The sequence below is a fragment of the Bradyrhizobium sp. 142 genome, assembly GCF_023074015.1.
Lineage (GTDB): Bacteria > Pseudomonadota > Alphaproteobacteria > Rhizobiales > Xanthobacteraceae > Bradyrhizobium.
Map to the genome: position 1 here is coordinate 1 of NZ_JADPKQ010000049.1, position 14823 is coordinate 14823.

A 14823-nucleotide genomic window follows, 5' to 3' on the forward strand; every position below is an offset into this window, starting at 1 on the left:
GTGCCGCGTCGATCTTGCGTCTCGTCTTCGTCGTCATCATGCGCTCCGTCTATCAAACGGAGCAGCCCCTTCCAACTAAGCACGTGGTCCCAAAATCGGAGTCCATTTCAATTGATCGGCGCGCAACAATCCCGAAGTCAACTGTCATAGTTTGTGATTGATTAAGGACAGACAAATGGCCACGATTGATTGTCAACAGCCAGGCGGGTCACACGTCGTCACCTGCAAGGAATTCTGCATGCAGCATCAACCAGTCTCTGTTCTTGCCAATGCCCCTGATCAGCGCACTGATTCATCGCGGGTAGAGGTGCTGGCAGTTCAAGTCTGCTCAAGCAGCAATCTTTCCTTGCTTTGTGGAAGCATATGACAGACGCTCAGGTACGAACGCCAGCCGCGCAGGATTCGACGAGGTCTTTGGATCGGGCCAGTAAAGGCCGCTCGCTTGTTTACCGCCATCACAATCGGACTTCACCTACCAATGCGGTCGAGCGCATCGCCGACTCAACTGGAGTGTCCGTGCGTTGCGATGGCGGCCGCGGCTTCGGCAATTTCGGCGAACGTAACCGCGAGCGCGCAAACCTCGTCAATGTTGCGATAGTGACGTCCGGCTCGGCGATAGCCGGGTTTCCGAAGGCCAATTCATTTGTTGTCGATATTATCAGCTCGCCGACACCGACGGAATCGCCCGGCTACGGGTGGCCTGGATCCGGCTCTCCTGCGGCATTCATCTCAATGCGCGCTCAGTCGAAGGGGTCTCGGCGTTATTGGAGAAAGCGTCGCCTGTGTGATGAGCGATTCAGCCGCAGCGACGAGTTTGTGCAATCGGCAGCACGATGCTCGCCAAAGCGAGCCAATAACCGGCGGCTATGCGGCTCAGATCACTGAACAGCAGAGGCGCCAGCGACCATGTTGGCGCAACGGATGTCTATCTTTTCAGGTATGGGCTCTGCCGCCGCCCGCGAGATAACCATGACTGACGCCACGCTTGGACATAAGATGATCGATCTGGCGCGCGGCGACGTCATCATCGAACCGCCCGTATCTATATGCGAAGGAGCAATTTCCGCGGTCCATGCCAGGGCACACCGCGATACGGATTCCATCGGCTTCGAGCCACTTCGCAGGGCTGTCGCCGAAAAGCTTTCTGCTGGAACCGACATCGATTGGAGTATGGAAGAGATTGCAATTGCCCCGGGTGCAAAGCAGGCATTGCTCGACGCTGTCTCGGCCGTGCTCGATCCGGGTGACGAGGTCATCGTTATTCGTCCCTACTGGTCAAAATTCCCATCCCAGGTTCTTCTGGCTGGTGGAACGCCCGTGTTTGTCGATGCTCGCCGCCCGAGATACATTCCCGCGATCGGCGCAATTCGCGCGGCCGTCACCCCGCGCACAAAAGCCATAATTCTGAACTCGCCCAACAATCCTACCGGTGCAGTCTATGATCGAACGACACTTCAGAATATAGGCGAGCTCGCGCTCGATCGTCAGCTCTGGATCATTTCCGACGAGTGCTACTCTAGCTTCGTATTCACCGGTGTGCGCCGTCACCAGTCGATCGTCATGGCGCATCCTGGAGTACGCTCACGGACGATCTTGCTTAACGCATTTTCGAATGAGCTGGCGATTACTGGCTGGCGTTTGGCCTATTTAGCGGCGCCCGCCCCGATCATTTCGGCGGCGAGGACGCTGCAGAGTCGTACAACCGCAAGTCCGAATATGATCGCGCAGCACGCCGTCCTGCACCACCTTCAAGTCAGCGACGGCAGCTTCGAGTCGGAGATGTATCAGCGGCTGGTCGATGCTCGTAACTCCGGCCTACATATTCTGTCCGATCTGCGCGACGTAGCCCCGCCGCGTGCCGACGGGTCATTCTTCTTCTATTTCGATCTTGGTAGGCTTATCTCCTCGCTGCCGATTGAAGGTCCCATTGGATCCGCCGACGAAATCGCACGATTACTACTGGAGGAAGCGAGGGTAAGATGCGTTGCGGGCGGAGCCTTCGGAGACGTGAACGGCCTACGTGTTTCCTTCGGCGCACCACCAGATTTACTGGAAGCTGGACTGAAACGCATCGTCGATACCCTGAATAGTCTGAGGATGAGGCAAGCAGGGCTCTGAAGCTCACCGGACGGAGATTCTTGACAAATCCAGGGCCCCTGCCAGAGAATGGCGTATTACACTAGCCTCATCCATAAATTTGGTTGAGATAAGCGGGATCCCGATATCGTACGTCGGTGTGCGGCCGATCTCGCCAGCTCGCCCCCGCATTTGCCGAGCGCCTCCCGCCGGGTCGACAGCATAGGAGAGTCCGGTCCACCGAGCACGAGCTCGCCGCCATTCGCCGCGGTCAGGTTGATCAATGGATCCCCGAATTCCGAATCCGCCGCACCACTTCCCGATACAGCGCGGGATCCCGTGAGCCTTGCCGGGTCTCTGGATCACGCACGTGGAGGTGCACCACCGCCGCCCCGCCCGCGCCGCCGCAACCGCCGAGTCAGCGATCTGCTCCGGGGTGACGCAGGCGCGCCGCCGGCACAAAGAGCTGGAACGCGAGAATGCGCAGCTACTCACTTGCATCCACGTCGAAAGAGACGGCCTGAACGTAAAACGACGCGGTGCACACCTTGTGACTCGCTCGTATGATCCAGCCATCGTTATCGTGAGTTCGGTGGTCCCTTTTGGATAATCGCATTCGTCACCTCAAACATGAGACGCAATGGATTAACTGCCGTTTCTGTACCCTGTTCTATCGTATGGGCGCCGTCAGTCTATACGACGAGTGGTTGTTGATACAACACTAACACCGATCGAGTTACTGCTTCCTCTCGTGAGCTAACCGAACGAGTTATTAACTATCCTCGAGAAACGTTGTTTTCCATAAACTGCCATCAGCAGGAGCTCTCCATTCAAGATCGCCGGTTGCGGTTCCTCGCCCGGCCTGTGACTGAGGGTCGAGGAGGTTTGGCCGTCAGACTCAGCGGTGGCCTTGCTGGTGCACAGACCGCCACATGCTGAAACATGCTGAACATGCACCGAATAGCCTGGATCAAAGAACCATTTGGGCGCTGCACCTCTCCTGGGCGGCCGACCTGCCAATCTTGAGGTAATCGGGCCCTAGTGTCGACCTACCAGTCTAAGGCGCTTGCTCTGTTCTTACGAGCTACCCTCAGGAAACCATCGCGGTACCGATGATGTTCTCGCTTGACAGTTGCGCGATCTCGGCGTCGGATAGCCCGACAAGTTCTGTTAAAACCTCTCTGTTATGTTGCCCCAATGTCGGCGCCGCTGTGCGGATCGCATACGGCGCTGCGCCTTCGCGAATCGGCATCGAGGGCTGCGGGTGCAAGCCGACGAAAGCGCGTTTGACCTCCTGCAGAAATGCTCGCGAGCCGAGATGCCGATCGTTGAGCAGGTCAATCGGCAGGCGGGCCACGCCTGCCGCAACCCTTGCGCCCTGCAGCTCGGACATAGCTTGATCCGCATCACGAGCGTGCGTCCAAGCTGCGATGCCTGACTCAATGAGATCCTCAATGCCGCGGCGAGCTTCCGCAGATTCAAGCGATGCATCCGAGGCCCAGTCTGGCCGGCCAATAAGGATGGCAAGCCTCTGCCACATGTCCGCATCGGTTGCCGCTATCACAATCCAATTGTCCTCACCCGCACACCTGAAGCAGCCATGCGGCACCAATTGCGGATGTCGAGCGCCATACTTTGTGAGTGGCGCACCACCAATCGATTGAACGGTGATCCATGGCGCCGCAAAAGGGATCATGCATTCGATCTGCGCGAGATCAATCAATTGTCCCTGCCCGGTATTGCGGGCGTGAATCAGAGCAAGAAGAACTGCAGCGCAGCCGTTCAATCCGCCGACGGGATCCCCGAACGCTGTGTGGCTCATTACGGGCGGCTGATCGGTCCTTCCGACCACGCTCGGCAAACCTGACCCCTGCTCGAGAGTCGAGCCATAGGCCCGGCAATCGCGATGGATGCTGCTCGCGCCAAACGCTGACATCGACATCATGACGAGGCGTGGATTGAGTGTTTTAAGGACGTCGTAACCGAGCCCGAGCCTCGGCAGCACATCGACAGAGTAATTGCCGACCACAATATCGGCGTTCGCCAAAAGTCGCTTGGCAAGAGCGAGTCCCTGCGGCCGCTTAAGATCTAGTGTAATGCCGCGCTTGTTGCGGTTCATGATGCAGAAGCATTGCGCCCTTTCATACATTTGCCCGTCCACGTAGCCGCTGCGCCGGTCAACGCCGCGCCACCAGTCAGGATACTGGATGGCTTCGATCTTGATGACGTCCGCACCCAGATCGGCCAGTGTGCGGGTACACAACGGGCCTGCCCAGCCCATCGTGAAGTCGATCACGCGAATCCCATGCAACGGCTGCCGGTCCGCATCGACGCAGTCGGACGAACCAGGCCCACTCAGCGACACGTGAGTTCGGACGTGGGCGGAATGTTGCTGCTCGCCGGGAGCCGGAACCCTGCCACCTCGGCGTGGGGGCGTCAACGTCAGTCGCTGCATCGAACCAGCCGTGAGCCCTTCCTCTTTGCCAATCACGACCGGCACGATTGCGCCGCGCGCCTTCTTCTCCGCGTCTTTAAGCAGATCGGATATTTCGGGGACCGGCACGATCGGGATTTTGCGCTTCAGTCCCTCCTCAAACCACTGTTTCGCTGTCCGGGCCTTCAGCCTCGGCAGAAACTGTCGTTCGATCTGGTCTATGTGTTTCAGGCGACCTTCGTTGAAAGCCAGACCCGGATCATCACGCAATTCGGATAGGTCCAGCATGTCGCAGAATGCGCGCCATTGTCCGGGCGTCACGGTCGAGAGGCCGAGCCAGCCTTTTTTGGTTGGGTAAATGCCAACCGGAAAGTTAGGCCAGAAGCGATTAATACCGATCCGGCGCATCACATCGCCGCACGCAAACGCCTCGAACATGAGATATTCCGACAGAGCGAGGCTCGATTCGAAAATGCTGAGCGACCATGAGCGCCCTGCCCCACCCTGCATTCGCCCAACAACCGACGAAGCCGTGGCGATGAAGCCCCACAAGCCGGCGAGAATACCCGTCTGGAAATCAGGTGCGTACAAAGGCGGCCCCTCAATCGGACCAACTAACTTAATCAGACCGGCGAGAGCGCGCACCGTTGCATCGGTAGCAGCGAAGCCGGCATAGGGGCCCTCGCGGCCGAACCAGCTCGTTTCGAGATAGATCAACGCGGGCCGTCTCTGCCGGATCGAGGCGATATCAATTGGCGGGCAATCTGCCGGATCAACATCACGCCCATCGACCAGAATGTCGCAATCCTCGATCAGTTCCGTCAGCCGCGTGGTCGCATTCGGGTCGGTGGCATCGATGATGACGCTTGATTTATTGAAGTTCAAGAATGCAAACCACGCGCTGTTGTCGCTGGGCGTGAGCGGCGCGCTGCGGCGAAGCGGATCGCCGGCTTTCGACTCGACCTTTTGAACATCGGCGCCGAAATCCGCAAACATACGCGCGCAATAGCAGGTCGCGGCCGAGCTACCAATCTCGACGACCCGGAGATGCGATAACACTTCCATCGACTGCTCCTTCTCCAACCACACTGATGCTCAGAAAGTCACCTTAGAGGAGCCACGAGCTTGTCACCACAAGCGCGGCTCTGCTGCAGCGATACACAGCTATCTGTACGGCGATGCGAGGCGGCGGCCACGGAACCCAGCGCAGAGCTCTTGATTTAAGTCCGCTCCGAGGTAATGCCGACCTTGTATTGCAAGCAATGAGCCGAATACGGCCGTGTCGTTCTATTAAGGCTCCGCAACTTTGTTCTTCTCGTCTGACATAGGACGATAGGGGAAGGTTCTTTCTCAAGAGAGGGCGCATGTCGCTCCCCTAAGCCCGCGAACTACGCCGCTCGGCCACGCGGCCGCCAAGAACTAGACGTGGAGGCAGCGCGATCATTCTCAACATGTGTGTCCGAGCTGTAGGAACGAAGTTGAGCAGTGATAGAACTGGCGCGCTTTTGATTAGGTCCAGTAGGCCTGCCGCAATTGTCAGGCGACCGTAAGCCTGCTGTATTCGATGAACAACCCTCACTTCATAGGTTGTACGATATTTCGCCATTCGTACCTTGGTTGGGCTCCACCCGGGTTTCTGTCAAGCATATCGGTCTGTGTCGTGATGATCCTTGCCGGATCCGGATCCAATGCAACTGAGAACGACTTCAGCAATCCGAAAGTGTTCAGTTAAGCCCGGCGCGGAAGGACAATCCATTGTTGCAATTCCATCTTCTCATCTGCCAAAAAGGTATACCCACCACCCGGGCGAACCAGTGCTACAGCGCGACTCCGGCGACGTCGTCCCGCTCGGCCGCAATTGCCGCAGAATAAACCACTAGCTGCTTTCCATCGGCAGCTACCAAGTTGGATAGGCGTCACCACAGGCGCATCGATCTTGGTGAAGAACGGCGTCAGCCTGCGTTCACGCGGGCCACTCGGGGCACGATCATCTCGCAAGCGACCAAATTCAACTGCATCATTCACCGTCGGAAACGGGGGATGGTAATGTTTGCTGCGATATTCGCAGCTCTGCCCTTTAGTGCGGTACTAAGGCGAATTACGCATTAAACACTACGAGAACCAGCGCTGGCCATCCGATTTGGTCGAAGGAGAACGCGACGATCTGACATTCCGCACTCATGATGATGAATCTGCCACTTCCAATCAGGATCGGTTACGCCGGCAAGCTCTTGATAAACCCCAGGGCCAGCTCGGCCGCGGTACTCTCGCGCTGCCACCGCATGATAATCGTGAGTTGGACTCCGATACGACCGAGGAGACAATCGAGATCGCCTACAGGCGCGGTCTCGTGTCGTAGCTACGATACTTGAAGGTTATACGCGATTACCGCACTGGTCCAGGTTAAGGAGGGGCCTCGGCGACGGTACGCGCGATCGCGAGCCAGCCGTGGTCTTTCAGGATCACCGCGTCTGTTGTCGTCGAGACCACCACTGGCCGCTTGCTCTCCTCAAGATTGGCCGCACCTTCATACCCCATTCATTTTGCGCGTCAGATCGAGCTGATCGGAAGCGCCAAATGCATCATGGGCAACGCGTTTGCTTTCCCACGCTGTCGCGCTTGCGACAATTCCCACTCACTCAAGGTCGCTTGATTTCAGTCGATTCTCTCTGGCATGCAGGTTGCAAAAAGACTCGTTGGAACGACAATGAAAGGAGCGGTCCTTGATCTCCGCAAGTGCCAACTCCAGCGTCGCGCGAAGACTTGGGCTAAATGATCCTGTTGAACCAAATAACGCGTTGCCCGCTGGCTTGGTTTGCATTTGCGACAGCGACGAATGTAGCCATCCCGCGTGCGTCGGCTGAATGAAAGTTGCGGGCGCCGGGACGATAGGAATTACCCCTCATCTGCGCCTTAGATGAGGCGGACCTGCGGCTATCACTACCTGCAGAGCGATAGCTACGCGCAAGATCTGCACCTAGGTTGAAGGCCGCTCTGCCTCAAGCTTAAGGAATTCGCTTATACTCCGGAATGCCTCGCCAATGCCCTTGCAACTGTCACGATCTCTTGGGGTCCTGCACCTCGAACGCGGGGTACAATCCGGCGCCGCACCGCCGAATCCAGCCTCCGGCTCAATGCTAAACCCGGCCACGTTCAATTTCCCGATCATCTTTGAAACGGTCACGGGAGCTTGGGTGGAGAATGTCGTTCGCGGCGATCCAGCACTTGAGCCGTCATTTATCGCTGCCGCCAGGCGGCTGGTCGAGCGAGGTGCCGTCGCCGTAAGCTCGACCTGCGGCTTCTCCATCCGACATCAGGCCGCGGTGGCCAAGGCGACGAATGTGCCCGTGGTGATGTCAAGTCTGCTCCTGCTGCCCGCATTGCTTCGGCAGCTGCCGGCATCAGCCAAGATCGCAGTCTTGACCTACGACTCGACGCATGTCGCCGAAGATCTGCTCGGGGTTGATGATCCAGCGGAGCGGGCCAGAATTGTGATCGGCGGCATCGAAGGGGGCAAGTTCTGGCATGACGAGCTGAAGCGTCCGCCACCACCGGTCGACGCTGCGGCGATCGAGAAGGACGTCGCTGCCTGCACCGAGCGACTTCGGATCGCGCATCCAGATATCTCGATCATTCTCTTCGAATGTGCGGCGTTTCCCCTTGTTTCGTCGGCGATCCGTCGTCTCACGAAGTTGCCTGTTTACGACATCACAGACCTTTGCAGACTGACGATGGCGTCCATCGCATGATAACGGCGGCATCAGACATAGACGAATACGTCGCAAAGACCGCTCAGCCAAAAGCATCATTTTGCGGCTGCGCCGCTTCGATAAAGAGCTTCGCCGCCATGCAATGGGTTCAGGAGACACCGTGATGCCCGCATTTAATCAACAGGAATATCGCGAACGTACTGCTAGGCTGCGACAGCAAATGGCGGAGCGGAGCATGGAAGCATTGCTCGTCTTCAACGAGGCGAACATGAACTATCTTACCGGCTACGATGGTTACTCCGATTACGTCCCGCAACTCGTGCTTGTGAGGCAAGACGAGGAAGATCCGTGGCTGATCTTGCGAGAGATGGACGTCGCATGCGCAACTGCCACATCCTACCTGCCGCACTCGCGCCTACTCAATTATCCCGAGAAATACATCGGTTCGAGCCAGCGGACGCCATGGCAGCCGATTGGAGATATGATCCGCGAGCGCACCAAAACCGGCCATATTGGAGTCGAACTGACGGCAAAAAGTTTCGGGGTGAAGGCTCACGCCAACCTGGCCAAAAGCCTGGACCTTTCAAAGAGCATCGATGCCGATGGGATCATTTCCAAGCTGAAGCTTGTGAAGTCTCCTGCTGAGATCGCCTACATGGAGCAGGCCGGAGAGATTGTCGATCGGGCCATGAGGATCGCCAGATTAAGCGTCGCTCCCGGCGCGCGAGAATGCGATGTAGCCGCAGCCGTTATGCATGCCTTATGTACGGGCACGCCGGAATTCCCGGGTCATGCGTCTCGCATTTATCCGACCATGCCGACCGGACGCCCGGCGACTGCTCCGCATCTCAAGTGGACCGATGCAAGCTATGCGATGAATTGTCAGACCAATTTTGAACTAGGAGCCTTTCGCCACCGCTATTGCTGCGCATTGTCCCGGACCGTGTTCTTAGGTGAGCCGTCCGCTCGGTCGCGGCACCTGCACCAGGCCGCGCTTGACGGCTTCTTGGCCGCCTACGAAACGATGCGGCCTGGATTAACATGCGGAGATGTCGACCGAGCGTTCCGACACACCTTTAGTTCTCGTGGCGTACGCAAAGACTCTCGGATCGGCTACTCCCTCGGGAACGATTGGCCTGATGGGGGCGCAAGCTTACAGGATGACGACGAGACTGTACTTCAACCCAACATGACTTTCCACTTGATCATTGGCATCTGGGAGAAGAGCGACGGTTACGTTTTCAGCGAGACGGTACGCGTAACTCGCAAAGAGGCGAAATCGCTGAGCAGCATGTCGCGCGACCTGCTAGTCAATTGCTGAAAGAAGCATCCGTGCACGCCTCCCAGTCAGCGACGCTCGATAAAGATGCCCTAAGGACTACTTCACTTGTGCAGCCTTGACTGGACTTCGAATGAACGATGCCATTGTCGACGCAGCGAATCAGCACTTCGCGTCGGATTACTTTGAGTCACGCCAACGATTCCGTGATTACGTTAGGGAGGCCGCAGTAGGCGAAGCCGCAATCTATCCGTCGCCAGCCCGGGGACCTCGCGGAAGACAACTCTCCACAGATGTTGCGTGGTTTGGTGACCGACGCGCCCGAAACGTAGCAATTTTGATATCGGCTACACATGGCGTCGAAGGATATTGCGGGTCCGCGGCACAGCTCGACTGGATGGCTGAACGTGGGTACGAGAGGCTCAAATCTGATGAAGCGATGCTGCTAATCCATGCTCTTAATCCTTATGGATTTGCCTGGGATCGGCGCGTCACGCAAGAAGGCTGCGACCTCAATCGGAACTTTGTCGATTTCGCCGCTACGCCACCTGATAATGCCGTTTACGACCTCCTTGCTGATTGTTTCGTGCCATGTGAACTCGACGGACCACTTTTTCTTGCTGCCGAGCAAACAATAGACGAGTTCCGCAGAGCACACGGCGAGATTGCTTTGCGAAAGGCGAGGACTAGCGGTCAATACCGACATCCCACCGGGATTTTCTTTGGCGGGTTTGGCCCTACCGTCGCACGGAACACGCTCGAACGGATCGTCTCGGATTACTACTTGGAATCTCGTCGGCGTGTCTTGATTATCGACTATCACACGGGCCTTGGGCCTTACGGTTATGGCGAGCTGCAATGCGAGCAGGCATCCGGCATGTCAGGGTATCAACATGCGCGCGACATTTTCGGTCCCTCAGTAACATCACCGGATCTTGGCACCTCATCGGCTGTTGTGCTCAATGGGACGCAGGATGAGTACTGGCAGCGTCTCCTCGGTGATCGGCACGTCTACGTTTGCCTGGAGTTCGGAACCTACCCACCGGAGGCGGTCAGATCTGCATTACGTGCTGACCACTGGCTATACAGATATCGTCAGGGCGACGTTGAAGCTGATATCGGATATGAAATTCGACAGCGCTTGCGGCAGCGCTTCTATCCGGAGACCACCGATTGGAAGGAAATGGTACTATATCGCAGTCGTCAGGTTCAGCGACAGATGCTCGAAGGTTTACAAGTGTGAGCACTCGACTGTCCACAAAAGCTCAGCGCGCTTCAGCAGGTAAGAAGCGTAAGCGCGGGATCTCGCCTGGATGCTCGCACCAATCTAACTTGCTCTCGGCCCGTTCAACCGCCGCGATCAGAACCCGGCCAGCCTGTTGATCGTGGCGTGGCGTTCGCGCACCTTGTCCAATGCGGTGAGTTGCCGGTGGCAATCGCATGATGTTGCGCCACGCTCCCATAGAACAACGTGAGGGCGCAGATTGCGCCTGTAACAATGCCCCTAAGCCCCCGCACTGCCAGCTATTCTCGTACCCCAGCGCGGAATCTGCGGTGCGCTGATAACATCCAGCGGGTTTCGGTCGCGACTTTGCGCATTTTGCGGGTCAAATAGCTTCGCTTCGGCGAGGTGCCTGGTGCTGGTTCGCTCCGCGCTGCCCTGTTAAATCCCGAGCCAATATTTCTGTACTGCTTGTTGACGAGCGCTGACCTATTTAGATTCAAGATCCTGAAGCCGACGAAACTAAGGTTTACCCCCGCGTTACCCCAAGCGTGTGTTCGATGGGAATGAACAGCACGCCAGTTCGAAGTTCTCGCGAGTAACACTTGAAGATGACACTCGCTGCGAAATTGACGACATTTTCGCATAAAACCTGCAAGGTATGGCAGAGAACGCCGCCAACGCGCCCATGGAAATGAGTATGCGATGTCTGCTTGCATGATTTCACGATGTTTCGTGCAAGATCGGAGTTGCCAGTGAGTTCATCCACTTGCTGAGCTTCGATTCAGTGCCCTTTGGGACGTTTCCTCGCTAACTTGGCCGCGCGGTTTCTCGCGCGGCTTTTTTCGCGATTGACGAACACCGATTGCTCGGATTTGACAGCCTTTAGGAACAACGCCATGACTTCGACCGCCGCTGCTAAAGCCCGCAACGTTCGTCCATCCTGCGCGATCGCCTACAGGATCCCTCGCTGCTGCGTGAGCAGTGCTACATCGACGGTGCCTGGGCCGGCTCGCCTTCGAGGCCCGTGACCAATCCCGTCAACGGTGCGGAACTTGCCAAGATCCCGGTCATGAGCACCGCGGAGACGACGCAGGCGGTGGAAACCGCAGAGCGCGCATTTCCGGCCTGGGCCAAGCTGACCGCCAAACAGCGCTCCAACATCCTTCGCAAATGGTTCGAGCTGATTGCGGCTAATCGCGAAGACATCGCGCTGATCCTGACTTCCGAGCAGGGCAAGCCGCTCTCCGAGGCGCTTGGCGAGGTCGATATCGGCGGCGCTTATGTCGAGTTCTTCGCGGAAGAAGCTCGCCGCGTCTACGGAGAGACCATTCCAACACAGCGGCCAGATTCGCGGCTGCTCGCGATCAAGCAGCCAATCGGCGTCTGCGGCGCCATCACGCCGTGGAATTTTCCGTGCTCAATGATCACACGCAAGGTGTCGCCCGCGCTCGCCGCCGGCTGCACCGTGGTGCTCAAACCCGCGAATGAAACCCCGCTCACCGCGCTGGCGCTGGTTGCGCTGGCCGAGAAGGCCGGCGTGCCGAAGGGCGTGTTTAACATCATGACCGGCAATTCCTCGGCGATCGGCAAGGTCTTGTGCGCGCATCCCGCGGTGCGCTTCGTCGGCTTCACCGGCTCCACTGAAGTCGGCAAGGTTCTCTACGAGCAGGCCGCTGTCGGTGTGAAGAAGCTTGGTCTCGAGCTCGGCGGCAATGCACCCTTCGTGGTGTTCGACGATGCCGACATCGACGCCGCCGTCGAGGGCGCGATGATCTCGAAGTATCGCAACATGGGCCAGACCTGCGTCTGCGCCAACCGCCTCTTCGCCCAGGACAACATCTACGACGAGTTCGTCGAGAAGCTCTCCAAGAATGTCGCCGCGATGAAGATCGGCGATGGCACCGAAGCTGGCGTCGTGCAGGGCCCGCTGATCAACATGGAAGCGGTCGACAAGGTCGAAAAGCACATCGCCTATGCCGTGAGGGGCGGCGCCAGGATTGTCACAGGCGGCAAGCGCCATGCGCTCGGCGGCTCGTTCTTCGAGCCGACGGTGCTGGCGAACGTGAAACCGGACGCGCTCGTCGCGCATGAGGAAACGTTCGGTCCGCTTGCGCCGGTGTTCTGCTTCAAGGACGAGGACGAGGTGATCGCAATGTGCAATGCCTCACCATTCGGTCTTGCGTCATATTTCTACTCCCGCGACATCAGCCGCGTCTGGCGTGTCGCAGAGGCGCTGGAGTCGGGCATGGTCGGCGTCAACACTGGCCTGATCACGACCGAGGTCGCGCCCTTTGGCGGCGTCAAGGAAAGCGGCCTGGGCCGCGAAGGCTCGCGGCACGGCATGGAAGAATATGTCGAAATCAAATATGTGATGATGGCGGGGCTTTGACCCCAGTGATCTATCTATCGCTGGTGGAGTCCATCTGGCAATGACCCTGCTTTGGGCTTTCGCCAAACCCCAGTGCGACCGGTCTGGCCGCTTTCCCGTCGTTCAAAAATCCGAACTCTTTAGCTGCTTCTCAGTCACCGAGAATGGGTTGAGGATATCACGTCCGCGCCAATATGATATGGCGATCAGCCGGGTTGAGCCGACATAGGAGCCACGCAGAGTGCTGCGGTCGTCCTCCCAGTGCTGCTTTGCAATCGCAAGGAGCAAGCTTACTCGTTTTTCCTGAGTGAAACGGGTGTTGGGATTGAGTTGCACGGGCGGCGGTCCCGGATCCATCAGGCGGTCTGCCTCAACGATCAGCAGCCGCTCCGCGGGCAATGCTACAGCGAGATCCTCGGTCACCGCGCCGAGATGAAGGGAGACTTGGAACAGACATGGACTGTACGTACCAATTGCACATCATGAGCGTCCCTGACGAAGCGCGCAACTCAAGGAAGCTCTTCCAGTGATCCGGAAACATGCTTTAGAAAATGAGACGATGCGGCGCACGAGGGGCGCGGGCCGATCCGGATCGGCAATCTGAGCATTATTCACGCGCATGTTTGTTCACGTCCCGGTTAAAAGCGCGCCATCGAGGAGCGGCCCGGTTGATGGGCCGTGAGTTTGCGTCGACAGTCAAAGTCGAATTTCGCTTCTTCTTATCTTCAGCCGGCTGATTCAGACTGACGACCGCCTTCTCAAGGTACCTGCTGGCCCAGAGTATGTCGTTGGCGAGAGCAAGGCGTGCGCCTGCTCCATCTCTTGCTGCCAAGCTTGCCAATATCGAGCGGTGAGGATGATCCTTCGCGGTTGCGGATTCACTGAAAGCGTTGAGCGTGAGAAGCGGGCCGATCTGAACCCATAGGCTTTCGATCAGTCCGCAAACCACAGGCAAATCTGATGATCTGTAGATCCTGAAATGAAATTCCTCGTTGATTGAGAGCACGGTCTGCACGTTGCGCTGCCGTCTTGCGAGCATCAGCTGTTCATGCATCTTCTCCAACGCGAAGACATCCTGCGATGAGATGTTGTTCGCCGCAGCTTGTGCGGCGCGTCCTTCCAACTCGATTCGAATGTCTCGAATTTCCCTGAACCGGGCCACACTCAAGACCGGAACCATCATCGTGCGCGACTGATGTGGGACGAGCCCGTGCTCAGAAGCCAAGCGGAGAAGCGCCTCCCTCACAGGCGTGACACTGACTCCAAGCTCCTCGGCCAATGGCTTCAGCAGAAGGCGCTGACCCGGCCGGAATCGGCCCGCCACAGAGCTTTCCGAAGCATCAAATATGCTCGCGCGTGTAAATTGTCACGCCCTACGTGCAGCCGATCGGTGTCCATTGGCATGAGGAAGGTGGATGAGGAAGCGGAGGTGTCTGCGTCAAAAGATCCTGCCTTTCTCATTTTCCATCCGCTCCTGTGTCGGCGCCGCGCTCCTCGTGATGGCCCGGCCGCTGTGGGCACGACCGTGTACCACGGCCGCAATGCGCTACAAGAGCTTAAAGAGGCCGCACGGGCCCCTTTAACATATCTCTGAACGGTCTACGCCGGTCTAGCTTCCTGACGGCGGGGTCCAGGTCAGGGTTCGCCAGTGACCGTGCGGCGCAAAGCCGCGCAACCGCTCGCCCTTGGATCCCCAGCCGCGCAGCGGGGCCATGTTGGTCTTGATCCAGG

The 14823-nt window shown here is 57.8% G+C and carries 9 protein-coding genes and 1 pseudogene; 5 read left to right on the top strand and 5 right to left on the bottom strand.

Annotated elements, in window-relative coordinates; genetic code table 11:
- Positions 1-921: 921 nt before the first annotated feature.
- Positions 922-2118: an aminotransferase class I/II-fold pyridoxal phosphate-dependent enzyme gene (locus IVA82_RS05060; RefSeq protein WP_247493177.1), complete on the top strand. Its 1197-nt coding sequence runs from the start codon at positions 922-924 to the stop codon at positions 2116-2118.
- A gap of 1048 nt (positions 2119-3166) precedes the next feature.
- Here IVA82_RS05060 and IVA82_RS05070 read toward each other — a convergent pair.
- Both IVA82_RS05070 and IVA82_RS48470 read right to left on the bottom strand, forming a co-directional pair.
- The gene (locus tag IVA82_RS05070; protein ID WP_247493178.1) at positions 3167-5575 is read right to left on the bottom strand and encodes a CoA transferase; all 2409 of its coding nucleotides are present in this window, start codon (positions 5573-5575) and stop codon (positions 3167-3169) included.
- Positions 5576-6913: 1338 nt separating this feature from the next.
- Positions 6914-7048, bottom strand: coding sequence for a hypothetical protein (locus IVA82_RS48470; RefSeq protein ID WP_256469617.1), 135 nt, complete (start codon positions 7046-7048; stop codon positions 6914-6916).
- A 656-nt stretch (positions 7049-7704) separates the two neighbouring features.
- Here IVA82_RS48470 and IVA82_RS05075 point away from each other — a divergent pair.
- From IVA82_RS05075 to IVA82_RS05090, 4 genes are all read left to right on the top strand, one after another.
- The gene (locus IVA82_RS05075) at positions 7705-8259 is read left to right on the top strand and encodes a hypothetical protein (protein WP_346659666.1); all 555 of its coding nucleotides are present in this window, start codon (positions 7705-7707) and stop codon (positions 8257-8259) included.
- A 124-nt stretch (positions 8260-8383) separates the two neighbouring features.
- Entirely contained in the window at positions 8384-9541 is a 1158-nt protein-coding gene (locus IVA82_RS05080; RefSeq protein ID WP_247493180.1) for a Xaa-Pro peptidase family protein, read from the top strand.
- 91 nt (positions 9542-9632) lie between these two features.
- Positions 9633-10742, top strand: coding sequence for a DUF2817 domain-containing protein (locus tag IVA82_RS05085; RefSeq protein WP_247493181.1), 1110 nt, complete (start codon positions 9633-9635; stop codon positions 10740-10742).
- Between the two features lie 1006 nt (positions 10743-11748).
- Positions 11749-13113: an NAD-dependent succinate-semialdehyde dehydrogenase gene (locus tag IVA82_RS05090; RefSeq protein WP_247493182.1), complete on the top strand. Its 1365-nt coding sequence runs from the start codon at positions 11749-11751 to the stop codon at positions 13111-13113.
- A gap of 102 nt (positions 13114-13215) precedes the next feature.
- On the opposite strand, the gene IVA82_RS05095 is transcribed toward IVA82_RS05090, so the two are convergent.
- From IVA82_RS05095 to IVA82_RS05105, 3 genes and pseudogenes are all read right to left on the bottom strand, one after another.
- Positions 13216-13515: a hypothetical protein gene (locus IVA82_RS05095; RefSeq protein ID WP_247493183.1), complete on the bottom strand. Its 300-nt coding sequence runs from the start codon at positions 13513-13515 to the stop codon at positions 13216-13218.
- A 184-nt stretch (positions 13516-13699) separates the two neighbouring features.
- Positions 13700-14416 (bottom strand): FCD domain-containing protein, encoded by a 717-nt coding sequence (locus IVA82_RS05100; protein ID WP_247493184.1) that lies wholly within the window; start codon positions 14414-14416, stop codon positions 13700-13702.
- Between the two features lie 306 nt (positions 14417-14722).
- Positions 14723-14823 (bottom strand): annotated as a pseudogene (locus IVA82_RS05105) (IS630 family transposase); the annotation flags it as partial.

What these genes read in the sequence shown, in the direction of transcription:
- IVA82_RS05080 (WP_247493180.1), top strand. Translation starts at nt 8,384, where the DNA reads ATGCCCGCATTTAATCAACAGGAATATCGCGAACGTACTGCTAGGCTG.
- IVA82_RS05085 (WP_247493181.1), top strand. Translation starts at nt 9,633, where the DNA reads ATGAACGATGCCATTGTCGACGCAGCGAATCAGCACTTCGCGTCGGAT.
- IVA82_RS48470 (WP_256469617.1), bottom strand. Translation starts at nt 7,048, where the DNA reads ATGGGGTATGAAGGTGCGGCCAATCTTGAGGAGAGCAAGCGGCCAGTG.
- IVA82_RS05070 (WP_247493178.1), bottom strand. Translation starts at nt 5,575, where the DNA reads ATGGAAGTGTTATCGCATCTCCGGGTCGTCGAGATTGGTAGCTCGGCC.
- IVA82_RS05060 (WP_247493177.1), top strand. Translation starts at nt 922, where the DNA reads ATGTCTATCTTTTCAGGTATGGGCTCTGCCGCCGCCCGCGAGATAACC.